The sequence below is a fragment of the Geomonas silvestris genome (assembly GCF_014193515.1).
GTDB lineage: Bacteria > Desulfobacterota > Desulfuromonadia > Geobacterales > Geobacteraceae > Geomonas > Geomonas silvestris.
Window position 1 is genome coordinate 17,788 of the sequence record NZ_BLXX01000017.1, and the last position, 22,152, is coordinate 39,939.

Consider the following 22,152-nt stretch of genomic DNA (forward strand, 5'->3'; position numbering starts at 1 on the left):
CTTTGCGAAGGGGAGACAGAGGGGATTTGCCCAAGTCAGCTGGCTGCTCAGCGTTTCTCGCCGTTAGCAACCCGCCGCTCGCCCGCCTCCAGCCGGCACCCCTGCCAGCTGCCGCGGCGCCTCAACTCGTTCACGATCCGGTACCACATCTGGTTGTTCTTCAGGTCCCAGTTGGGCGCTACCCTGATGGCGAGGGGCGCCGAGCCGTAGAGCCGCTGGACGGCCACCTGCGGTGGCAGCTCCTCGAGGAAGTCGCAGATGGTCCCTACGTACTCGTCGAGGGAAATGGGGCTGAAGGCGCCGCTGCGGTAGAGCTCAGCCAGGCGGGTCCCCTCGACCACGTGCAGCTGGTGCAGCTTCACGGAGTCGACGGGGAGCCCGGAGATGAGCCGGGCCGCCTTCAGGAACCCGGCCCGGGTCTCGCCGGGAAAGCCGTAGATGAGGTGGGTGCAGATCTCGATGCCGCGCCCGGAGAGGCGCTGGACGGTGTCCAGGTACTCCGCCAGGTTGTGGCCGCGGTTGATGTCGCTGAGGATCGCGTCGTCCATGGACTGCAGTCCCAGCTCGACGCAGATGTAGTAGTCGCGGGCGAGTTCGCTCAAGAGCTCGATCGCCTCGTCGGAGACGGAATCCGGCCGGGTGCCGATGGAGAGCCCGAGCACGTCCGGGTGGTCCAGGGCGCGCCGGTACAGGTCGGAGAGTTTCGCGACCGGGCCGTAGGTGTTGGTGAACTTCTGGAAGTAGATCAGGAACTTCGAGCTGCTCAGGCGGGTCTTGTGGTAGGCCATCCCCTCGGCCATCTGCGCCTCGATCGGGATGATCGCCTCGGTCCCCTTGGGGGAGAAGGAGCTGTTGTCGCAGTAGATGCACCCCCCCGTGCCGCGGCTGCCGTCCCGGTTCGGGCAGGTGAAGCCGCCGTCGACGTTCACCTTGGAGACGCGGCAACCGAAGCGCCGGCGCAGGTAGCTGCCGTAGGAGTTGATGCGTAACTCTTTGTGGATCAGTTCGTTTGGCATGTTCGGCATATCAGACGACGGCAGGCTCCAGGTGCGGCAAGAGGGAGAGCAGGGTGCGCGCCGCATCGCGCGGCTCGGGAGCCGACATGAGGGCGGAGATGAGCGCTATGCCGTGCACCCCGCAGCCGAGCACCTCGGTGCAGTTCTCGGGGGTGATCCCCCCCAGCGCGAAGACCGGGATCTGCAGCATCTCGGCCACGGTGCCCAGAAGGTCGTTACCTACCGGATCGCCGTAGGCGGCCTTGGACGGGGTGAAGTAGACCGGCCCGAAGGTGATGAAGTCGGCCCCCAGTTCCTGGGCGGTGATCGCCTGGACCTGGTTGTGGCAGGAGACCCCGATCAGCTTCTTCTCGCCCAAGAGCCGGCGCACCTTGTAGATGGGGAGCGAGCTCGCACCGATGTGCACACCGTCCGCGTCTACGGCAAGGGCCACGTCCACCCGGTCGTTGATGAAGAGCTTGGCGCCGTGGCGCGCGGTCACCCGCCTCAGCTCGTAGGCCGTCTCGTAGAGTTCCTTGCTGGTGAGATCTTTCTCCCTGAGCTGGACCGCGCGCACCCCTCCGCGCAGGGCCTCCTCGACCACGTACTCGAGCCCCCGCCCCAAGGTCTCTGCGCGGGAGGTGATCAGGTACAGGTTGAAGTCGATCCAGGGGGAGTCCTGTCTCACTTGATGAGCCCGGTGATGGGCGACGAGGCGCTGGCGTGCAGCTTCATCGGGATCCGGCCGGCGCGGTAGGCGAGGCGCCCGGCACGCACGGCGAGGTTCATCGCCTCGGCCATGGCGATCGGGTCCTGGGCCCCGGCGATCCCGGTGTTCATGAGGACGCCGTGGCAGCCGAGCTCCATGGCGATGGCGGCATCGGATGCGGTCCCCACGCCGGCGTCCACGATCACCGGCACCTTCACGGTGTCCAGGATGATCTGGATGTTGTAGGGGTTGCGGATCCCAAGGCCCGAACCGATCGGCGCTCCCAGCGGCATCACCGCCGCGCACCCGAGGTCCTCGAGGCGCTTGCAGATGATCGGGTCGTCGCTGGTATAGGGGAGTACGGTAAAGCCCTCCTTCACCAGCACTGCGGCCGCTTTCAAGAGCTCCTGGTTGTCCGGGAACAGGGTCTTCTCGTCGCCCAGCACCTCGAGCTTCACGAAGTCGGAGAGACCCGCCTCGCGGGCCAGTCGGCAGGTGCGGATGGCGTCGTCGGCCGTGTAGCAGCCGGCGGTGTTGGGGAGCAGGGTGTACTTCTTCAGGTCGATGTGGTCGAGCAGCGACTCCTTGTTGCGGTCCGAGATGTTCACCCGGCGCACCGCCACGGTGATGATCTCGGCCCCGGAGGCCTCGAGGGCGGCCACCATCTGCGGGTAGTCGGCGTACTTGCCGGTCCCCACCATGAGGCGGGAGTTGAATTCGCGTCCGGCGATAACCAGTTTGTCGGTAGTCTCAGGCATGTTCTCTTCTCCGGTTGCTAAAGTCTGCTTTCAGTGCTGCGCCGGCAGGCGGGGATCACCCCCCTCCCACGAATTGGACGATCTCCAGGGCATCGCCGTCCTTGAGGAGGGTCCCGGGGTAGTCGGCCTTGGGGAGGATCTCGCGGTTCAGTTCGACGGCTACCCGGCGCGGGTCGATCCCCAGGCTCTCCAGGTAGTTCTGCACCGAAAGCTGTTCGATGGCTGCGGCTTCGCCATTGACGGTAATGTTCACAGCTGCTCCGAATTCTGTATACGTTGTCTGGGATTGAAAAAGCCGGTGCTGGGGAGCAACCGGCGGCGGGGCGGGCACACCTGCCTCCCGGCAGGTACGGATGCCAGGGTGATGTGCCGTAAACTAGATGATTAGCGTGGTGCTGTCAATGCTTTTCTCAGGCGGTCTGCGGGGTTCCGGGGGCTTCGGGGCGCGCCGGGGCCGCCTCCAACTGCTCCTGTTGCAGCACCGGGAGATGGATGGTGAAGGTGGTTCCCGCCCCGACTTCGCTCTGTACCTCGATGCTGCCGCCGTGCTCCTGGATGATGCCGTAGGAGACCGACAGCCCGAGCCCGGTCCCCTTGTTCTCCTTGGTCGAGAAGAAGGGGTCGAACACCTTGTCGAGGTGTGCCTCGGGGATGCCGCAGCCGTTGTCGGTGATGCTGAAAAGGACCTCGTTGCGTGCGTAATCCACCCGGCTCCTGATGGCGAGCACCCCCTCGCCCTGCATCGCCTGCGCCGCGTTCAGGAAGATGTTGATGAAGACCTGCTCGATCTGGTTCGGGTCCAGTAACAGCTGCGGCACGTTCTCGCCGTACTCGCGGCGGATGGTGATGTCCTGGAACAGGATCTGGTGCTCGATGAGCGAGAGCGCGGTGTCGGAGATGGTGTTCACCGAGGTGAGCCCCTTTTGCGGCGTGGAGCAGCGCGAGAACTCCAAAAGCCCCTTCACGATGCTGGCGCAGCGCTTGGTCTCCCGGATCACCGTCTCGATGTCGTTTTTCAGGGTCTCGTCCAGAACCGGGTTGCTGTGGATCAGCGAGGAGAACACCAGGATCCCGGTCAAGGGGTTGTTGATCTCGTGCGCGATGCCGGCGACGACCTCGCCCAGGGAGGCGAGTTTCTCGCTTCTGATCAGCTGTGCCTGGATCTTGGTGAGCTCCTGGGTGCGCTCCTGGACCATCTGCTCCAGGTTCTTGCCCCATCCCTCGAGCTCGCTGCGCGCCTTCTTGAGGCTCAGGGTCATCGAGTTGAAGGACTGGGCGAGCTCCCCTAGTTCGTCGTTGGAAAAGGAGGGGACCGAGCCGTCCAACTCCCCGCGGGAGAGCATCTTGGTGTGCTCCAGGAGCTCCTTTACCGGGCGGTTCACCAGCTTCTGGGTGAAGAGGGTGAGCGACAGCGAGGTGAGGGTGATGAGGAGCAGCACCAGGGCGATGCTGCGGTTACGGTAGACGTCGATCAGGGTGTGCATCCGGTCCAGCGAGACCACCACGTCCAGGACCCCGAGCACCTTGAAGGTCTCCGGGTGGAAGTGGCAACTCGCCGTGAAACAGCTCTCCTCGTTGTAGATCGCGTTGGTGATCCCGAGGAATTCCTCGCCCTTGCTGTCGAAGAAGCGCCGGCTGCGGTTTTTGGAACTCGCGGTCAGCCTGAGCTCCTTCTCCCCGTGGCAGATCGCGCAGATCTCGGCCTGCTTGTTCAGCATGGTGCCGGTCTCGCTCTCCTGGGTAGAGTAGATGACCCGTCCAGTTTTGTTAATGAGCCGGATCCGTTCCACGCCGCGCTGGTTGCCGATTTCCGCGATGGTTTTATAGAACAGGGGGCGGTCGTCGCGCAACATCTGGTTGTGGGTGCTGCGGATGATGGTTTCGGTGATCTTGTCGGCCTCGGAGATGGCCTCCTGCAGCAGCAGGTCTTTGAAACTATTGAGGTTGAGGTAGGCGAAGAGCGCCATGGTGCAGAGCAGTACGGCGCCGGTGGCGATGGTGAGCTTGGAGATGAGGTTGAGACGCACGAGCCACTCCGCTGTTGCTGTTCCCCGATGTGCAGCCAAACCAAGCCGTTACTAAGGGAATGTGAATACAGAACTTAGGGCTTTTGGTGCTTGACTTATATAAAACGTTATTCTATAAGTTGTATGTGTTTTACTGCCTAAGTTGTGCTGCCACCATGTAGTACGGCGGTGCGGCTGTTTTATCAGTCTGAGTGGTGCTGAAAATGCTGCGGCGCTGTGTCAGGGAGTGTACTCACATTAAAAGAGATTATCAAGCAATAAATTTCCTTGACACTCGCTCACAAAAGTCCTACACAACGGGTTTGTAATCTTCTTCTACTGAGAACAGGTGCAGCCAATGGCAAAAAAAGAGAAATCAGAGTACATCATCCAGGCGGTTTCTCACGCCCTCGACCTCCTGGAACAGTTCCACGACGAGGTGGATGAATTGGGCGTGACGGAGTTGAGCAAAAGGCTCAAGCTCCACAAGAACAACGTGTTCAGGCTGCTGGCGACTCTCGAGTCCCGAAACTATATCGAGCAGAACAAGGTAACTGAAAACTACCGCCTGGGCCTTAAGACCCTGGAGCTCGGGCAGACCTTCATCAAGCAGATGGGGCTTTTGCGCCAGTCCCGGCCGGTGCTCGAGGCGCTGGTCAAGGAGTGCAACGAGACCACCTACGTGGCGATCCTCAAGGACTGCCACATCGTCTACCTGGACGTGGTAGAGACCGACCTCACGGTCCGCGTGGTACCCCGGGTGGGTGCGCGCCTTCCGGCGTACTGCACCGCGGCCGGCAAGATCCAGATGGCCTACATGACCGACGAGGAGCTGGAGAACTACCTCCCCGTCAAGGAGATGAAGCGTTACACGCCGCGCACCATCATCGACCGCGACGAGCTGAAAAAGCACCTCAAGGTGATCGCCGAGCAGGGGTACGCCATCGACGACGAGGAGATGGATGTCGGCGTTAAGTGTGTGGGCGCCCCGATTAGGGACTACACCCGCCGCATCATCGGCGCGGTGAGCATCTCGGGCCCCTCGATGCGCTTCACCGACGAGCGTCTCGAGAAGGAGTTGATTCCCCTGGTGATGCGCGCCGGCGAGGAGATCTCCCACAAACTCGGTTACCACAAGTAGCCGCAGGCGATTCGACTACGAAAAAAGCCCCACCGATACCGGCGGGGCTTTTCTTTTTCTTGATGGATGGATGCTGCCAGGGCCATGAGCCCTAGCCCCTAGCCCCTAGCTCGCTCCAGAGCCGCTCCACCTGGGTTGCGAGTTCCTCACGACTGCCGCAATTGTCGATCACCACCTGGCCCAGAAGCCGCTTCTCCTCCATGGGCATCTGCGAATCTATACGCTGCCGCGCCTCCTCGGCCCCCAGCCCGTCACGCGCCATGAGCCGTTTCAGCTGGTTCTCCCGGTCCAGGTAGACCACCCAGATCTCGTCGACTCGCGCGGCGCTCCCGGCCTCGATGAGCAGCGGTGCCACGTAGAAGAGCACGGGGGCACCTGTTTTCTGGTAGTGAGCGATTCTCTCTTCGGCGAGGGTGCGGATGGCAGGGTGGGTGATGGCTTCCAGGGTGCGGCGTGCGGCGGGGTCTGCGAAGACGATGGCTCCCAGGGCGGCGCGGTTCAGGGTCCCGTCCGGGTTCAGCACCTGGGCTCCGAACTGTGCGGCGATCTCTTTGAGGGCGGTTTGCCCGGGCTCGACCACCGCGCGGGCCAGGAGGTCGGCGTCCACAACCGGTGCTCCCAGCCGCTCCAGCATGTTCGCCACGCTGCTCTTCCCCGAGGCGATGCCGCCGGTAAGGCCGATGATTCTCATTGAAGTGCCCCCTGTGCCGGGCACCTCCGGTGCCCGTTACTTGCAGATGTATTCCACGCCTTCCTCACCCAGGGTGAAGGTCGGCGCCAAAAGGTCGTCCTCGATCTGCAGCGCGGCGCTGCCGATGCGCACCTGGACTCCGAGGAAGACGTCGCGTTCCACCTCGACCCGTGCCTGGGCGTTTATCTCCATCCGCTTTTGCAGCCGTTTTTTCTCTCCGGTCAGTTCGGTGACCTCCCCCTGGAGCTTGGCGAAGACCTTCTCCTTCAGTTGGAACAGCCCGGGCTCCATGGACCCCGGGTTCTCCCGCACGTAGGCAAGTGTCTTGGCGAGCTCATCGAGCCGGCCGTTTTTCTCCTCGAGGGTGTCCTTAACGAAGCTCAACTTCTGGTTCAGGGCGGGATCCACCCCCACCTCGACCACAGTGGGGACGCCGGCGTGCGAGCCGATCACGACTGCGTGCACCAGGGCGGCTGCACGGCACAGGCCGCCGATGATGTGCCCCTTGCGCCCTCCTGGCTCTCCCACACTGATGCAGCCGGCCGAGGTGAGCTCGCTCTGCATCACGAGCTGCTGCACCGCGATTTCGGTGCCGGCGTTGATGACGGCGTTCTCGGCGAACTGCACCGACACCCGGCCGCCGGCCTTGACCTGTGCCGCGCCGGCCAGCCCCTCGTTTTTGGCGAGGGAGAGCTTCGAGTGGCCGATCACCCCGCCCTTAACCTCGATGTCGCCGCCGGCCTCCAGGCGCGCCGCCTCGACGAGCCCTCCCACGGTGATCGATTCGGTGGCGGTGACCAGCATCCCCTCGGTGACGTCCCCCTCGACTTCCACCGATCCCTGAACCCTGATGTGGCCGGTGGAGAGATCGACCCGTTTGAGCCTCAGCACCGGATCGACACTGATGCCGCCCGGCACCAGCACCGGGAATCCGGCGCAACCGGCGATCAGCAGGTCCGGGTCGTTGATGTCGCAGGCGACGTTGCTCAGGTTGTCGGCCCAGGGGGAGTCGACGCCGTCGGTGGTGGAAAGCTCCACCCCCAGAAGGTTCATCCCGGGAATCCCCTTGGTCGCGGGGGTGCGGCGCATCAGGGGGGCGCCCAGGCTGACGCTGCTCAGGTCCCCGCGGTCGCGGTAGTCGGCGGTCTCCTTCTCGGAGAGCTCGGTTACCTCGCGCCCCTCGCGGACCAAGCTGACGAACTGGGTGTCCTCGCCGGGGATCGGCTGGATGCCTGCCGCCACCTGGTGTCGCTTGGCCTTGCCGGCCGCAACCGCCGCATCGATCTCTGCATCGAGGAGTCCGACCACCACGCCCTGGTCCGCGAGCGCCTTCAAGATGTCCTCGCGGGCGATCTGCCTTCCCCCCTGCGCCGCTGAGATGCTCACGGTAGCCGACATGTGGTCGTCGGAGACGCTTACCGAGAGCGTGGCGTCGCGCCGCTCGCCAAGCTGCAGGGTGAAGGCGATCGGGCTCACCTCGCTGCGGCGCACGAACTCGGTTATCGAGTCCTCAAGGAGGAAGAACTCTCCGTATCCTGCAAGCGCCACGGCCTGTCTGAGCGCGGCAGCGTCGAGCTGAACTTTTTGCACCGTCGGGGTAAAGGCGCCCAAGAGCTTGTCCCCTTCGGGACTGAGCTGAATCTGCAGGCCGCTCCCTTCAAGTTCACTGTTAACCATACCTCACCTGGCCTGTGCATCGGGAATTTCCACTGCTCGTAGCAACCTTATCGGCTGCAGGGGCCAAAAGATGAGAAAAAACAGCAGGGGAGGCTCATGCGCCACCTCTTTATGAGCCGGCCAGGCGGAATGGTAGGGCGAATCGACCGCAAAGACAACAGTTAATTGCGGCGTCATCGGCGCTGGGCGGGCGGGGCGCACCCTGTGCCGGGAGGTGGCCTAGAACGCCGATTATTCGTATGATTTTTCCCTTGATTAGCGTTAAGCGATGTGATAAAAACTGGATACTGTATACAATGTGTCAAAGTTAATTTGTGTAATTATTGTAAACAGTTAGCCAGTAACACGGCGCAATTTAAAAGGTATTTCGGAGGCCTACGTGGCAGAGGTCGTTTTTTCCAGCTGGGGCAGAGAGATAGTTGACAACCGCAAGGGTGGCGAGCCTAAGCAGGCGAGTTTCAGGCTTCCCGCGACCTACGACGGGGTGCGTCCCTTAAACGCCTTCATCGGTTGGGACGGCATCATCCTCTACAACAAGGATGTCGATATCCCCGCCATGGTAGCCGAGTACATGAAGAGGGTGCAGACCAAGTACGTCTGCGGCAAGTGCACCCCGGGGAAGAAGGGGACCCGGGTCATCATGGATGCCCTTTTGGCCGTCGTCGAGGGGCGCGGCAACGAGCAGATGCTCGACACCATCCTCGAGGTGGGCGACATCCTCGGCAACGCCAAGTGCACCCTCTGCCCGAGCTCCGCGGTACCGGTGGTCGACGCGGTGACCTATTTCCGGGACGCCTTCGTGAACTACATCCGCGGCGCGAAGAGCCTCGCCTCCGAGGCCCGCTATATAGAGAAGTACACCGCCCCCTGCATGGACAAGTGCCCGGCGCACATCGACATACCGCACTACATCGAGGCGATCAAGGACTACCGCTACGACGAGTCGCTTAAGGCGATCCGCGACTCCATGCCGCTCCCCTCGGTCTGCGGCCGGGTCTGCCCGCACCCCTGCGAGACCGCCTGCCGCAGGAAGCAGGTGGACGAGCCGATCAGCATCATGACCCTGAAACGGACCGCCTCGGATTACGAGTGGGCCCACGAGGCCGCCCCCCCCATGGTCCCCAAGCCGAGCAAGGAGAAGAAGGTCGCCGTGGTCGGCGCCGGCCCGGCCGGTCTCGCCGCCGCCTATTACCTGGCCCTCGAGGGGTACCCGGTCACCATCTACGAGGCGCTGCCGATAGGGGGAGGCATGGTCGCCGTCGGGATTCCCCCCTACCGCCAGCCGCGTAACCTCCTGCAGCGCGACATCGACATCATCCAGGCCCTCGGCGTGGAGATCGTCTACAACACCAAGGTGGGCAAGGACATAAGCCTCGACGAGCTGAGGCAGAAGTTCGCCGCCGTGTTCCTGGCTCCGGGCGCGCACCGCTCCAAGCCGATGGGGGTCGAGGGGGAAGACAAGGGGTACAAGGGCTTTCTTACCGGCGGCATCGACTTTTTGCGCAACGTCTACCTGGGGCTCCCCACCGGTATGGGGAAGAAGGTCTTCGTGGTCGGGGGGGGCAACACCGCCATCGACTGCGTCCGCGTGGCCCTGAGGGAAGGTGCCGAGGAGTCCGTGCTGGTCTACCGCCGCTCGAGAAAAGAGATGCCGGCGGACGTCTGGGAAGTGGACGGCGCCGACGACGAGGGGGTGCGCTTCGAGTTCCAGGTGCTCCCGACCCGGGTGGTCGCCAACGAGAACAACGAGGTCACCGGGGTTGAGCTGATCCGGATGGCCATGGGCGAGCCGGACGCCTCCGGGCGGCGCCGCCCCGAGCCGGTGCCGGGGAGCGAGTTCGTCATCGAGTGCGACACCATCATCCCGGCCATCGGCCAGGACGCCGACCTCTCCTTCATCCCGGCCGACGCGGGGATCGACACCACCAAGTGGAGCACCGTGGTCACCAACTACGTCCCCTTGAAAGGTCACGACGGCAAGGAGTTGAAGGACAACATGGGGAACCCGCTGTCGCGTAACCTGATCACCAACTGCGACGGGGTCTTCGCCGGCGGCGATGCCGAGATCGGCCCGCTCACCGTGGTCGCCTGCATCGGGAGCGGCCACCGCGCGGCCAAGGTGATCCAGCGCTACCTGGAAGGGGAGGGGGTGGACCTCACCGACGACGAGCGGATGGAAGATATCCTCACCTACCTGGGGGTCTACGACAAGAACGAGCATGTCGACTGGCTCGACTCGGCGGCCCGCGAGAAGCAGGACGAGATCCACGGCAGGGAGCGCGCCAGCTACAAGAACTACTGCGAGGTGGAGCTGGGCTTCACCGACAGCCAGGCGATCCGCGAGGCCGAGCGCTGCCTGCGCTGCTACCGGGTCGCCATGGTCGCCGTACCCGTCTAGCCGGCGCCTTGTCCGGCAACCGTTTCTACGAATTTCACTGAAGACTGGGGTTTTTATATGGTCAGCTTAACCATTGATGGCAAGAGCGTGCAGGTTGAAGCCGGCAGCACCATTCTGGATGCTGCGGCAACCGTAGGGATCAAGATCCCGACCCTCTGCTGGCTGCAGAAGGTCTCCCCCACCGGCGCCTGCCGCATCTGCGCGGTGGAGATCGAAGGGGTGGACCGCACCATGACCGCCTGCAACACGCCGGTCAAAGAGGGGATCGTGGTGTCCACGGACACCGAGAAGCTGAGGACCCTGCGCCGCAAGATCATGGAGCTCATGCTGGTGAACCACCCGCTGGACTGCCCGGTCTGCGACGCAGGCGGCGAGTGCGGCCTGCAGGACGCCTGCTACGAGCAAGGGGCGGCCCGGCAGGAGTTCTCGGCCCTCTTGGAGCGCCGCCCCATCCGCTACGACTGGCGCCTTTTGGAGAGCGATCCCAACCGCTGCATCCTCTGCGAGAAGTGCGTCAAGGTTGACCACGAGATCGTCGGCTGCGACGCCATTCACGTGGTCAACAAGGGTGAGGCGACCATCATCGACACCGTCGACGGCAAGCCCCTGGACTGCGAGTTCTGCGGCAACTGCATCGAGGCCTGCCCGACCGGGACGCTCATCTCGGCCCCCTTCAAGTTCAAGGGGCGCGTCTGGGACTTCTCGAAGGTGGCGAGCATCTGCGCCTTCTGCGGCGTCGGCTGCCAGATCGACTACCATGTGCGTAACGGCCGGGTAGGGCGGGTCACCAGCGACGACTCCACCTTCAACAACGGCAACCTCTGCATCAATGGCCGATTCGGCTACAGCTACCTGGCCAGCGCCGACCGCCTGGCCCGCCCGCAATTGCGCCAGGGCGGCGCCCTTGCGCCTGTCAGCTGGGACGCCGCACTCGATTACGCCGCGGAGAAGCTGAAGGCGATCGTGGCCCAAAACGGCCCGGCCGCGGTGGCGGGGATCGGATCCCCCAGGGTCACCAACGAGGAGAGCTTCCTGTTCCAGAAGTTCCTGCGCGAGGCGCTCGGGACCGGCAACATCGACTCCGAGGCGCGCCTTGGGTACGCACCGGCCCAGGCCCAGCTCCTGCGCCGCTTCGGCTTCTCGGGAGCCAGCGCCTGCATCGATCAGATCGACAACGCCCAGGCCATCCTGGTCTTCGGCTGCGACCTCAACGCCGAGGCGACCGGGGTCGAGTACCGGGTGATCAAGGCGGCGACCAAGCACGACGCCAAGCTGGTCCTCGCCAACATGCGCGAGGTGAAGCTCAGGAAGTTCTCCAACCAGCACCTGAAACACCTCCCCGGCCGCGAGCTCTTCCTGATCCAGGGGCTCATGAAGGCGCTCGTCGAGGTGGGGGCGCCGCTTCCCGCGGGGAGCGAGACGCTTAAGGCCGAGCTCGCGAAGCTCACCCTGGCCGAGCTCGCCACGGCAAGCGGGGTCACCGAGGAGCAGCTGCGGGTGGCCGGGAAGCTTCTGGCCGGCAAGGAGCGGGTCGCCATCATCTTCGGCGCCGACCTGATGCGCGCGGCCGACGCCGCCGCCAAGGTCACCGCACTTGCCGACCTGGCGGTCCTGACCGGCGCTGCGAGCGGCAACGGTGGCGGGATCTTCCCGATCGACGCAAAGAACAACACGGTAGGCCTCCTCGACATGGGGGGCGCTCCGGATCTCCTCCCGGGGCAGCAGCCGGCCGCCTCCGCGGGGAAAGACCTCTGGGGCATCGTGGAGGGGATCGAGCAGGGGAGCATCAAGGCGCTCTACCTTTTGGGGAGCGATCTCGCCGCCCTGCCGGAGAACGCCCGGATCAGGAAGGCCCTTGCCAAGCTCGAGCTCCTCATCGTGCAGGACATCTTCGAGGGCGAATCGCTCAGCTTCGCGCACGTGGTCTTACCGGCCGCGGCAGCGGCGGAGAAGTCCGGTTCCTTCACCTCCACCGACAATCGCGTGCAGGTGCTTTTAAAGGCGGTGAACGCGCCCGGCGAAGCGAAGACGGATCTGGAGATCATCGCGGCGCTCTACCAGCGCCTGGCCGGCACGCAGCAGCCCAGCCGAGCCGAGGAGTTGGCCGAGGAGATCGCCCGCTCCGCCAAAGGGTACCTGGCCCAGGGAGGGCAGGTGGTGAAGCAGTCGGCGACCCTGCGTTCGGCGGCCATCGCACCGCTGGCCAAGGCTAGTGCCGGCGAGCTGCCCAAATACCAGCTGCTGGTCGGCCCCATCGGCTACCACAACGGCACCTCCAGCACCCGTTCGGAGAACAACCTCATGGTCTCCCCCTCGGGGTACCTCGAGCTGCACCCGGCCGACGCCGCCGCCCTCGGTGTTGCCGACGGTGCCGTGGTTAAGGTGAGTTCGGCCCACGGTGCGCTCACCGCACGCGCGAAGGTGAGCGCAAAGCTCCAGCCGGGGCTCATCTTCGCTCCGGTGCACTTCAGGGAGCTCAACGCGAACGCCCTGCTCAAGGGGAGCTGCAACCTGGTCGAAGTAAAGGTGGAGCGGGGATAATCTCGAGGGGTACCTGCGCTACGAGAAAAGGGGCCCCGGCACGTGCGCGGGGCCTTTTTGTTAGGAAGGGGCTTAAGGCTTGGTGGGGGGGCGCACCACCCTCGGATTCCGTAGGGCGATTCCTTCGGTATTTTCCTATTTCATTAGGTGATGGATGTGGTAGAGTCACAAGCGCTGTGGCGCGCTCCGCAGTGCTTGAGACGACAAACCCGAGGCGGTGACTATGGACGACGATAAATTGAAGTACATGGCTTCCACGGTGGCGCAGAATGCCGACATTGCCGAGAAACTGGACAAGGTGCTGGCTGGCCCCAACGACCGCGCCTACGTCATGTGCAGCTACACGGATTGCAAACTGAGCAGCAAGGGGCGCTGCACCATCTTCACAATACTCGACGTGCCGCGCATGAAAACCGGTCAACCCTGCGACCGCTACGAGTCTGCAGTCAAGATGGGGTAAGACGAGCCGGGGACGCGGTACAAATAGGTAGTGCGCAGTAAAAAGAAAAGCCCTGCCGGGAGAACCGGTGGGGCTTTTCTTTTGTGGGGCAGAGGCCTCGAGCGCTGGTGTTTCGTGATCTCGTCAAGGCTCTCCGTCGCCGCTCCACAAACGACAAAAGCCCCTGTTAAAAACAGAGGCCTTGGTCGGGTTGCTGTACGGTTATTGTGCGGCGCTGCGGGGACTGCCGCCCTGAGGCAGGAGTTCCACGTTGCGTCGCCGAACCGGGATTAGCCCAGGGTGTTGACCAGTTTGGTCAGACGCGAAACGTTGCGGGAAGCATTCGAGGAGTGGATGATCCCCTTGGTAGCAGCGCCGTCGATGACGGGAATCGCTACGGCCAGAGCCGCCTGGGCAGCCGCCTGGTCCTTGCTGGCGACAGCTTCGCGAACGCGCTTGATGAAGGTGCGCAGAGTGGAACGCTCGTGCTTGTTACGCTCGGTCCTTTTCGCGGTCTGCTTGATCCTTTTGATTGCCGATTTATGGTTTGCCAAACTGCACCTCCGGTGTATTTAAAGTAGAGCTGTGAGATTTTTGGAAAGTTAAACTTATAGCACCGTGGTAAGTCTGGTGTCAAGCGGAAATCCATCGGACGCGGAAAAAGTGTGAACCTTCGCAGGAAGCTGCCCACCTTAGCACGACTTCTCCACCATTTCCAGTACTTTCTCCGGCTCAGTCATGTTCCGCGGCACCCTCCACGGCAACTCCCCGGGATTCGCTGTTTCGTGGGAGACCGGAAGTCCCTCGTCCCCCGGGAGAAGGGCAGCCCGGCCGCCGCTGCCAAGCTGCTCTGGCTGCTGTGACGCTGAGGGCGTCGCCGCGAAGTCGTGCACCCTTTCCTTGGGAACAGGCGGCGCGTCCTTTGTGCGGCCTCGATAAAAAAACCTCGCCCTCCGTCCCGACCGCTGAACGGGAACAGCAGCCGGGGGAGGGGCCGGAGGGCGAGGGTGAAACGCTACCACTCCTCTTTCTGCTTCTCGACCAGCTTTTTAAGGTACAGCTCCGGGGTGGTCAGTTTGACGATCTCGGCGTCGCTGTACCCCAGGTCCTTGAAGTTCAGCACCCCGTTGGGGGCGTGACAGTTGGCGCAGGAGAGCGACTTGCTCTTCGTCACCAGGTGGTTGCTGCCGAAGTAGATGGTCTGCCAGCCGGGGACGGCGTTCTTGGCGACCTGCTCCGGGTCCTTCATCCCCAGGGTGCGTGCTGCCGAGGCCACGCCGGCGCGGGTGTCCCCGTTTGCCATCGGGGGAGCGAAGTCCATGGAGAGGAGGTTGCCTGTTTTCGCCTCGAAGTACGCCTTACCCTGGAAGATCTTGAAGGGGGTGATCCTGCTCTTGCCGTCCTGGCGGCTCCCCTTGGGGCCGATGAAGTGCGGCGTGTTCTTCACCGTGCCGTTGTACCAGGCGTAGACCGGCGTGGTCTCGTTCGCCTCCTTCTTCAGGGTGGTCGGCTCGTAGAACTTGTCGCTTCCCTGCTCCCAGACCGTGAAGTCCTTGGCGAAGGCCCCGCCGGTGCGCGGGATGTGACAGGTCTGGCAGGCGATGCGCGCGGTGTGCCGGTTCAGGTCCGCGTCCTTGTGCGGTTTCGCGCCATGGCAGGAGGTGTCGGCACAGCTCACCAGCAGGCCGTCGGTCGCCCAGTTGTTGGGATCCAGGCCGGTCGGCATCCGGTGGTTCTTGGCCTTATGGCAGTCGACGCAGACCATCCCCTTGGCGGCATGGGCATCGGTCTCCTTGGTGAACGAGAAGCCCCTTTTCACCACCACCCCGCCGCCGGCCGCCTCGTGGCAGACCATGCAGTTCTTCACGGTCGGCTTGGAGATGGCGAGCGCCGCCTTGGTGCTGCGGTCCTGCCCCATGACCACGCGCCCCTCGGCGTCCTTGTACGGTTTGCGCTGCCTGAAGTCGTAGTCGCTCGAGTGGCAGACCAGGCAGTCCACCGCTTTCTGCGCCTCGGGCCCGGTGCTCGCTACGTCGCTTAAGTGGTTACCCGGGTGGCAGGTGTTGCAGCCGGAGAACTTGGTCTTGCCGGTCTCCGGGCTTTTGGGGATCTCCTTCAGGTTGTTGACGATGTCGTTGCCGTTGCACATCACGTAGATGCGGTTTTTCATGCCGTACTCTTTGTTGGGGTCGAGCCCCTCGACATTGCTCACCTTGGAGGCGTGCTTCCAGTGAACCGTCTCCAGGAACGCTGCGGCCGTCCCCGGGTGGCACTCCTCGCACGACTCCGGGCCGTGGTAGCCATTTTTCTCCAGCGCTTCCTTGCCGGGATGTTCCGCTCCCCGCGCCGGCAGCGCCGCCAGTCCAAGCGCTAACAAAACTGCTGCAACCGATACTGAACTCTTCATCTGCCTTTCTCTCCCTCGGGCTGCTGATGCCCGGACCCGGGCTCCGCCGCAAATCGATTGGTTGTTGAATTCATATTATTGAATGTTTGTGCGCCAAAAAAACGCTGCAGTTCCGGGGGAGCTACAGCGTGACGGGGGCGCTGGCCGGCTAGCAACCGGCGGTCTTGCGGAAGAACTTCGACACGTTCTTGCCGTCGATCACCTCGTACTTGCAGCGGATCTCGTCCCCTTCCTGGATCCGGTGGTCCTTGAACTTGTCCAGGGTCAGGTCGTCGTTCACCGTGATCACCACCAGGTTCTCGGTCTTGTTGTCCTTCAAGGTGGCGGTGGCGGTCTTGGCGTCCTTGCCGGCGATCTCGATCTTGGTGATCACCCCCACCATCTTGATCTCCTCTGCCTGGGCCGTGCCGCTGAAACCGATGACGGAAACCGCGAGAAGTGCCAGTACTGCTACCAGTGCCAATGCGTTTTTCATGGTCGAACTCTCCTTTGTGCGGTGCGCTGGAGGGAAGGGTATCACCCCGGCGCCGGGCTGCAACGCTGCTGTGACGGCGGGAGGTGATCCTCCCGCCGTCGGCCGGCCTCTTTTAGAATTTCACCTCGAAGGTGAAGTAGATGTCCTGTGCGTTTTTAAGCGGGGTGAGCAGCATCATGTCGCCAGGCTGCACGTCGGCGACCTTCACCGGTGCGCCGACCCAGTTGTTGCTCCCGGTGTACTCGAAGTCGTAGTACTGGTACCCCACCTTGACGAAGGCCTTGGAGAGGTGCGAGGAGATCGGTTTCAGGTTCAGTTCCTGGATCAGGTAGGTCTCGTAGACGTTGCCGCGGGTCCCCAGCTTGGAGGTCCAGATGTCGTCGGCCGCCGGGGCGAAGGTGATCCAGTTTTTGGAGCCGTGGTTGTACTCGACGCCGAGCTTCGTGTTGGTCGGCTCGTAGTCGTAGCGCGCGCCCAGGTAGCCGGCCCAGCCGGTCTTGCTGGAGGGTGCCTCGGGGCGGAAGAAGCTGCCGGTCATCAGGCCCTGGAACCCGGCGTTGGCCGAGACGTTGTCGTTGGGGTGGGTGACGCTCATCCCCAGGTTGGCGAAGAAGTTCAGCTTGCCGGGGCCTATGTTCTTGAAGGTGCTGGTGGTCCCCACGCCGTACCAGTCGATGTCGCCAAGTTCCACCGAGGGCGAGGTGTTGCCGAATGCGGTATCGCGCATGGTCGGGAAGTCGAAGATGCCGAAGCCGCGGTTCCACTGCAGCCAGACCCTGAGCGGGTCGGTGTCGATCGGGATCACGGCGACCCCCAGCATATCTGTGTCGTTCAGGGAGTTGCTCGGGGTCTCAAAGCCGCTCTCGAAGCCGCGGCCGTAGCAGATTTTTGCGTAGGCGCCGGGGAGCGCATCGATGTCCGGAGCCCAGCCGATGGTCATGCCGTCGAAGGCGTAGTCGACCAGCAGTGCCGGGGTGCCGCCGTTACCCGGGCGCTCGGTGTTCTGGCGCAGCTGCGAGGGGTCGCCGTTGGTGGAGGGACGGCGCCCGACCGAGAACCAGATCGGCTGGTCAGCGATGTTGGACCAAGTGGCATAGGCTCGGTCCACGTTCAGAAGGCTCGTCGAGGGGACGTGCCCCAGGGTGCCGTCGAAGACGCCGACGCGGTCGGCGAAGAAGGGGGTGTCACCGTTGTTGGTCACCGCCGAAGGGTCCTGGGATCCGAAGGTCTTGTAGGCCAGAAGCCGGATGTTGACCGTCACGTCCTTGGTCGCCTTGGCGTGCAGGTCGACCCCAAGCCGGTTGGTGTAGATCGAGTCGTTGTTCGGCTTGTAGGCCGGCACCTGCTGCGCGAAGTTCAGCAGCTGGCCGGCCATGGCCTGGTTCGCGCCCAGGAATGCGTTGGCGCCCTGGTAGGTGCGGACCTGCCTCATCTGGTTCGAGAAGGTGGAGAAGGCGGCGACCTGCGGGCCGAAGTTGACCGGGTCGGTAAGAAACCCGTTGTTCATGAAGGCTTGCGCGTTGGCAAAGGTCTTGTTGACGTCGGTGTAGGCCTTGGTCTCGCCTTTCAGCGAGTCGAAGCGAAAGCGGTAGTCCCCGCCGATGGTGAGCCACTTGCTGAGGGTCTTCTCCTCCAGCCGCTCGACCTTGCGGGTCAGGTCGTTGATCTTTTGCTGCATGGCCTGCTCGTCCGCCCAGGCGCCGGCTGGCAGGCCTAGGGCCAGCAGCAGCGCAACCGCTGTCGTATTACTCCGAGATACTTTCATGTTCCCCCCTGTGCGTAGGTATCGGCACCCCGTTGGCCCAGGGAGCCGTGATCCGGCCGCTGCAGTCGGCTCGGACGTTAACATTTCATGACATAACCCGCGCGAACTTTATGCCTGAACGCAACACCTGTCAATATGTTTTTTTATATATATGACCGTAAGGATTATGGGATAGTGTTTGATTTGTATCACCACAGTGATGACCCGGTGATACAGAGATTCCGCCCTGGGTTTTAGCTGTTGACGTAACGGCGCCGATATGCATACTATTCAGCAATTTAAAGTCAGGAAAAACAGGTGGATATGCAGAAGAAACTCTATCTGGAGACCTTCGGGTGCCAGATGAACGTCAGTGATTCAGAGAAGATAGTGGGGCTCATGCAGGGGATCGGCTATGTCGAGACCAAGGACTCGGCGCAGGCCGACCTGATCCTTTTGAACACCTGCAGCATCCGGGCGAAGGCCGAGCAGAAGGTGTACGGCCACCTCGGGAAGTTCAAGTCGCTCAAGGAGTCGAGGCCCGGGCTGATCATCGGGGTAGGGGGGTGCGTAGCGCAGCAGGAGGGCGAGAAGCTCCTGAAGCGCGCTCCCTTTGTGAACCTGGTCTTCGGGACGCACAACCTGCACCAGTTGCAGGACATGGTGCGCGGCGCCGAGGAGGGGCGGCGCAGTTCGGCGACCGACTTCATCGACGACGAGGCCCGCTTCGACCTTTTTCTCCCGCACGGGCGCGAAGGGAGCGTCTCGCGTTTCGTGACCGTCATGCAGGGGTGCGACAACTTCTGCGCCTACTGCATCGTGCCGCACGTGCGTGGCCGCGAGATCAGCCGCAGCGCCGCGAAGATCGTGGACGAGGTGCGGCAGCTCACCGCTTCCGGCGTCACCGAGGTCACGCTTTTGGGGCAGAACGTCAACTCGTACGCCGCGAAGAACCCGGGTGAGCCCGATTTCGCCGACCTGCTGAGGCTGGTGGCGGAGATCGACGGGGTTAAGCGGCTGCGCTTCACCACCTCGCATCCCAAAGACATGTCCCAGCGTCTCATCGACTGCTTCGCAGAGATCCCCAAGCTGGCGCCTCACATCCACCTGCCGGCCCAGTCCGGAAGCGACAGGGTGCTCAAGGCGATGAACCGCGGTTACACGGCCGGGCAGTACCTCGCCAAGGTGTCCGCGCTCAAGAAGGCCTGCCCGGAAATCCAGTTCACCGGCGACATGATCGTCGGCTTCCCCGGCGAAACCGAGGCGGATTTCCAGGCGACCCTGGACCTCATGCAGGAAGTTACCTACGCCGATCTTTTCTCCTTCATCTACTCGGCCCGTCCCGGCACCGCCGCGGCCGACCTGCCCGACGCCACCGACCCCGCCGAGAAGCAGGCCCGCCTCGAGCGCCTCCAGGCCCTGCAGAAAAAGGTGACCCTCGAGCGCAACCAGAGCCTGGTGGGGACCGTGCAAGAAGTGCTTGTTGAGGGGCCGAGCAGCTCGGGCGAGTGTCTGTTCGGCCGCACCGGCGGCAACCGTGCGACCCTCCTGGACGGTGACGAAGCCCTGGCCGGAGAGCTCGTTAAGGTGAAGGTCGTGGAAGGGCTGCAGACCCTCCTCAAGGCGGAGCCGCTCTAGCCGGTCGGGCGGTTCTCTTGGTTTTTTCCAGTATGTTGAGCCTCGTTGTGGCCACTATGTTCTTCAGAATTCCTTGCGCCGTCTGAGGCATTCGAGTCCGCGAGGCTCGTTGCAGCGTCTCTCGATGCAGGTTGTGCGCAAGGGCTGCTGAAGCGTCGAAGGGGAGGTAGCAGGTATGTACATCGAGATGAAAGTCTTCGGGTTCGCGCTCGATTCCATCGCACAGCTTCCGATGATCCTTCTCAAAGATGCCGACGAGAAGCACACCATCCCCGTCTGGATCGGCACCTCCGAGTCGGTGAGTTTTGCAGCGGAATTCCTCGGGCGCGAGATGGCGTTCAGAAACGGGCGCAAGGATCTCTTGGGCTCCCTCATGGAGCGGTTGGGGATGCACATCGAGCGCATCGTCATCGAGAGCCTGACGGACGGCGTGTTCACCGCGTCGGTGCGCCTGGCCGCGGCCGGTGGCGAAGAGGTGCGCATCGAGGTGCATGTGAGCGAGGCCATGCTCCTCTCGCTCAGGTACCGGATGCCGGTCCAGGTGGGCAGCGAACTGCTCGCCCAGGCCTCCACCCTCGACATGAGCGACGACATCGCCGAAGAGACCAACGCCCGACGTTTCATCGACTTCCTCGACCAGCTCGATCCCACCACCTTGGGCAAGTACCCGATGTAAAATGCTGGGAGTGGTCCCCACTGTGCGCGGAAGGGGGCTGGCTCTCCAGATGCGAGAAGGGGACTGGCGCCGCAGGTGCCTGTCCCCTTAGTGAAACTCTGCCCTCTTGATGAAACCATCCCTCCACCGAGCTAAAACCGATCCCGAACAACCGGCGATGATTGCGTTCAGCTTTCCGAAGTCCCAGTAGTCCCTGTAGTCCCTGTAGCCCAGGACCCAAGGATACGTCCCCTGCCCAGCCTCTGCAGCCGGCGTCACGTCCCCCACTTTGCAAAAGGGGGGACAGAGGGGATTCGCCCTGCGTCTCTCACTTCGACCCTCCTCTGCGAAGACGATCCACCCCGCCCGGGCGACTTTTTAATGACAACCCTCCCTTTTGCATTCACATCTCTTTCCGATTACCGTAAAATCAAGCCATGCTTTGACCAGAAAACCGACTGCTCAGGAGTGTCCTATGCGTGAAGCATCATTCGAGTTTTTGAAAAAGTTAGTGGAAGCGCCCAGCCCTTCCGGTTACGAAGCGCCGGCGCAGCGCGTCTTCCGCTCCTATATCGACGGGTTCGCCCAAGTGACGACCGACGTCATGGGGAACGTCTACGGCTTCATCCAGGGGACGGGGGAAGAGCGCCTCAAGGTGATGCTGGTGGGCCATTCCGATGAGATCGGCCTCCAGGTGCGTTACCTTGACGACCACGGTTTCCTCTACTTCTCTGCCATCGGAGGCGTCGATCCGCACATCACCCCGGGCCTTCGGGTGCGGGTGCACACCGAAAGCGGAGCGATCAACGGCGTGGTCGGCAAGAAGCCGATCCACCTCATCGAGCCCAAAGAGCGCGACAGCGTGATCAAGCTCGACGCCCAGTACATCGACATCGGTGCGACCAGCAAACAGGAGGCCGCGGCCCTGGTCCGCGTGGGCGATGCCATCACCTTCGCCGATTCCCTCGAGCGCCTGCAGGGAGACCGCTGCACCTCGCGCGGTTTCGACGACAAGGCTGGCAGCTTCGTGGTGGCCGAGGTGCTGCGCAAGGTCTCCGAACTGCCGCACCCCTTGGCCGTCGATCTCTACGGCGTCTCCTCCGTCCAGGAGGAAGTGGGCCTGCGGGGCGGCACCACCTCCTGTTACAACGTGCGTCCCGACGTGGGGATCTGCGTCGAGGTCGATTTCGCCACCGACCAGCCCGACGTCGACAAGAAGCACAACGGCGAGGTGGGGCTTGGCAAGGGGCCCATCCTGCCGCGTGGTCCCAACATCAACCACGCCCTCTTCGACATCCTGTCCCGGACCGCCGGCGAGGAGAGCATCCCGGTCCAGTACACCGGCATAGCCCGGGCCACCGGAACCGACGCCAACGTGATGCAGATCTCGCGGGGCGGGGTAGCCACCGCCCTCGTCAAGCTCCCCCTGCGCTACATGCACACCCCCGTCGAGACCCTCTCCCTCGCCGACCTGGAAGCCGCCGCCGACCTCATCGTTGCGGCCCTCGCGCGCATGGGAAATAGGGACAGCTTCAAGCCGGTGTAGAGGCAGGGACTGTGGGGGCTGGGGCTAGAAGCAGGGACCAGGGACTAACAGCAGAAGGGGGACGGGCATCGTCAGGTGCCTGTCCCCCTTAGCCGGTTTGAGGAGAGGCTAGATCTCGGCGCCCTCCCGCCTGCACCTGACTCTCCCTCGCACTCCGGGTGAGGGCAGGGGTGAGGGGGCCGGCAGCTGCACTCCGGTCGCCCTTATCAATAAGCACCACCGTCGGCCATAAAAGGTATACGCCGCCCCGTGCCAAAGCGTAGACGCCGCAACGCCCCATCCTCCTTCGCCTCTGCGCGACGTGCCGATCCGTTAGCTCGTACAAACCTCAA

General features: G+C 63.2%; 18 protein-coding genes. 7 read left to right on the plus strand and 11 right to left on the minus strand.

The annotated features are described in order from the left end of the window. Positions 1-47: 47 nt before the first annotated feature. The 5 genes from mnmL to GMST_RS19790 form a co-directional block, all read right to left on the minus strand. A complete protein-coding gene (gene mnmL / locus GMST_RS19770; RefSeq protein WP_183356435.1) occupies positions 48-1,016 on the minus strand; it encodes a tRNA modification radical SAM protein MnmL/YtqA in 969 nt (322 codons plus the stop codon). A 10-nt stretch (positions 1,017-1,026) separates the two neighbouring features. Beyond that, positions 1,027-1,683, minus strand: a complete 657-nt coding sequence (gene thiE / locus GMST_RS19775; RefSeq protein WP_183356436.1) for a thiamine phosphate synthase — start codon at positions 1,681-1,683, stop codon at positions 1,027-1,029. After that, a complete protein-coding gene (locus tag GMST_RS19780) occupies positions 1,680-2,462 on the minus strand; it encodes a thiazole synthase (RefSeq protein ID WP_183356437.1) in 783 nt (260 codons plus the stop codon). The genes thiE and GMST_RS19780 overlap by 4 nt, the downstream gene beginning before the upstream one ends. 55 nt (positions 2,463-2,517) lie before the next feature. Beyond that, on the minus strand, positions 2,518-2,715 hold the full coding sequence (gene thiS, locus GMST_RS19785; RefSeq protein WP_183356438.1) for a sulfur carrier protein ThiS: 198 nt from the start codon (positions 2,713-2,715) through the stop codon (positions 2,518-2,520). Between the two features lie 157 nt (positions 2,716-2,872). After that, on the minus strand, positions 2,873-4,489 hold the full coding sequence (locus tag GMST_RS19790) for a HAMP domain-containing sensor histidine kinase (RefSeq protein WP_183356439.1): 1,617 nt from the start codon (positions 4,487-4,489) through the stop codon (positions 2,873-2,875). Positions 4,490-4,826: 337 nt separating this feature from the next. Here GMST_RS19790 and GMST_RS19795 point away from each other — a divergent pair, with 337 nt between their 5' ends. Next, positions 4,827-5,609, plus strand: coding sequence for an IclR family transcriptional regulator (locus GMST_RS19795; RefSeq protein ID WP_183356440.1), 783 nt, complete (start codon positions 4,827-4,829; stop codon positions 5,607-5,609). A 91-nt stretch (positions 5,610-5,700) separates the two neighbouring features. Here the strand turns inward: GMST_RS19795 and coaE are convergent, their stop codons facing one another. Next, positions 5,701-6,300, minus strand: a complete 600-nt coding sequence (gene coaE, locus GMST_RS19800) for a dephospho-CoA kinase (protein WP_183356441.1) — start codon at positions 6,298-6,300, stop codon at positions 5,701-5,703. Positions 6,301-6,336: 36 nt separating this feature from the next. Further along, on the minus strand, positions 6,337-7,977 hold the full coding sequence (locus GMST_RS19805; protein ID WP_183356442.1) for a flagellar assembly protein A: 1,641 nt from the start codon (positions 7,975-7,977) through the stop codon (positions 6,337-6,339). A gap of 379 nt (positions 7,978-8,356) precedes the next feature. Here GMST_RS19805 and GMST_RS19810 point away from each other — a divergent pair, with 379 nt between their 5' ends. The 3 genes from GMST_RS19810 to GMST_RS19820 all read left to right on the plus strand — a co-directional run bounded on the left by GMST_RS19810 (position 8,357) and on the right by GMST_RS19820 (position 13,376). Continuing rightward, positions 8,357-10,375, plus strand: coding sequence for an FAD-dependent oxidoreductase (locus tag GMST_RS19810; protein ID WP_183356443.1), 2,019 nt, complete (start codon positions 8,357-8,359; stop codon positions 10,373-10,375). 57 nt (positions 10,376-10,432) lie between these two features. Continuing rightward, positions 10,433-12,916 (plus strand): molybdopterin-dependent oxidoreductase, encoded by a 2,484-nt coding sequence (locus GMST_RS19815; RefSeq protein ID WP_183356444.1) that lies wholly within the window; start codon positions 10,433-10,435, stop codon positions 12,914-12,916. A gap of 223 nt (positions 12,917-13,139) precedes the next feature. After that, positions 13,140-13,376, plus strand: a complete 237-nt coding sequence (locus tag GMST_RS19820) for a hypothetical protein (protein WP_246399932.1) — start codon at positions 13,140-13,142, stop codon at positions 13,374-13,376. A 269-nt stretch (positions 13,377-13,645) separates the two neighbouring features. Here GMST_RS19820 and rpsT read toward each other — a convergent pair whose 3' ends face one another. From rpsT to GMST_RS19840, 4 genes are all read right to left on the minus strand, one after another. Continuing rightward, positions 13,646-13,909, minus strand: coding sequence for a 30S ribosomal protein S20 (gene rpsT, locus GMST_RS19825; RefSeq protein WP_183356445.1), 264 nt, complete (start codon positions 13,907-13,909; stop codon positions 13,646-13,648). 461 nt (positions 13,910-14,370) lie between these two features. After that, the gene (locus tag GMST_RS19830; RefSeq protein WP_183356446.1) at positions 14,371-15,762 is read right to left on the minus strand and encodes a multiheme c-type cytochrome; all 1,392 of its coding nucleotides are present in this window, start codon (positions 15,760-15,762) and stop codon (positions 14,371-14,373) included. Positions 15,763-15,910: 148 nt separating this feature from the next. After that, positions 15,911-16,237 carry a hypothetical protein gene (locus GMST_RS19835; RefSeq protein WP_183356447.1) on the minus strand — a complete coding sequence of 109 codons (327 nt, stop codon included), beginning with the start codon at positions 16,235-16,237 and terminating at the stop codon, positions 15,911-15,913. A gap of 112 nt (positions 16,238-16,349) precedes the next feature. Continuing rightward, a complete protein-coding gene (locus tag GMST_RS19840; protein ID WP_183356448.1) occupies positions 16,350-18,002 on the minus strand; it encodes a DUF3373 domain-containing protein in 1,653 nt (550 codons plus the stop codon). A gap of 297 nt (positions 18,003-18,299) precedes the next feature. On the opposite strand from GMST_RS19840, the gene miaB reads away from it, so the two are divergent. From miaB to GMST_RS19855, 3 genes are all read left to right on the plus strand, one after another. Then, the gene (gene miaB / locus GMST_RS19845) at positions 18,300-19,619 is read left to right on the plus strand and encodes a tRNA (N6-isopentenyl adenosine(37)-C2)-methylthiotransferase MiaB (protein ID WP_183356449.1); all 1,320 of its coding nucleotides are present in this window, start codon (positions 18,300-18,302) and stop codon (positions 19,617-19,619) included. 175 nt (positions 19,620-19,794) lie between these two features. After that, entirely contained in the window at positions 19,795-20,295 is a 501-nt protein-coding gene (locus tag GMST_RS19850) for a bifunctional nuclease family protein (protein ID WP_183356450.1), read from the plus strand. A 454-nt stretch (positions 20,296-20,749) separates the two neighbouring features. Continuing rightward, positions 20,750-21,820, plus strand: coding sequence for a M42 family metallopeptidase (locus tag GMST_RS19855; protein ID WP_183356451.1), 1,071 nt, complete (start codon positions 20,750-20,752; stop codon positions 21,818-21,820). Positions 21,821-22,152: the final 332 nt, after the last annotated feature.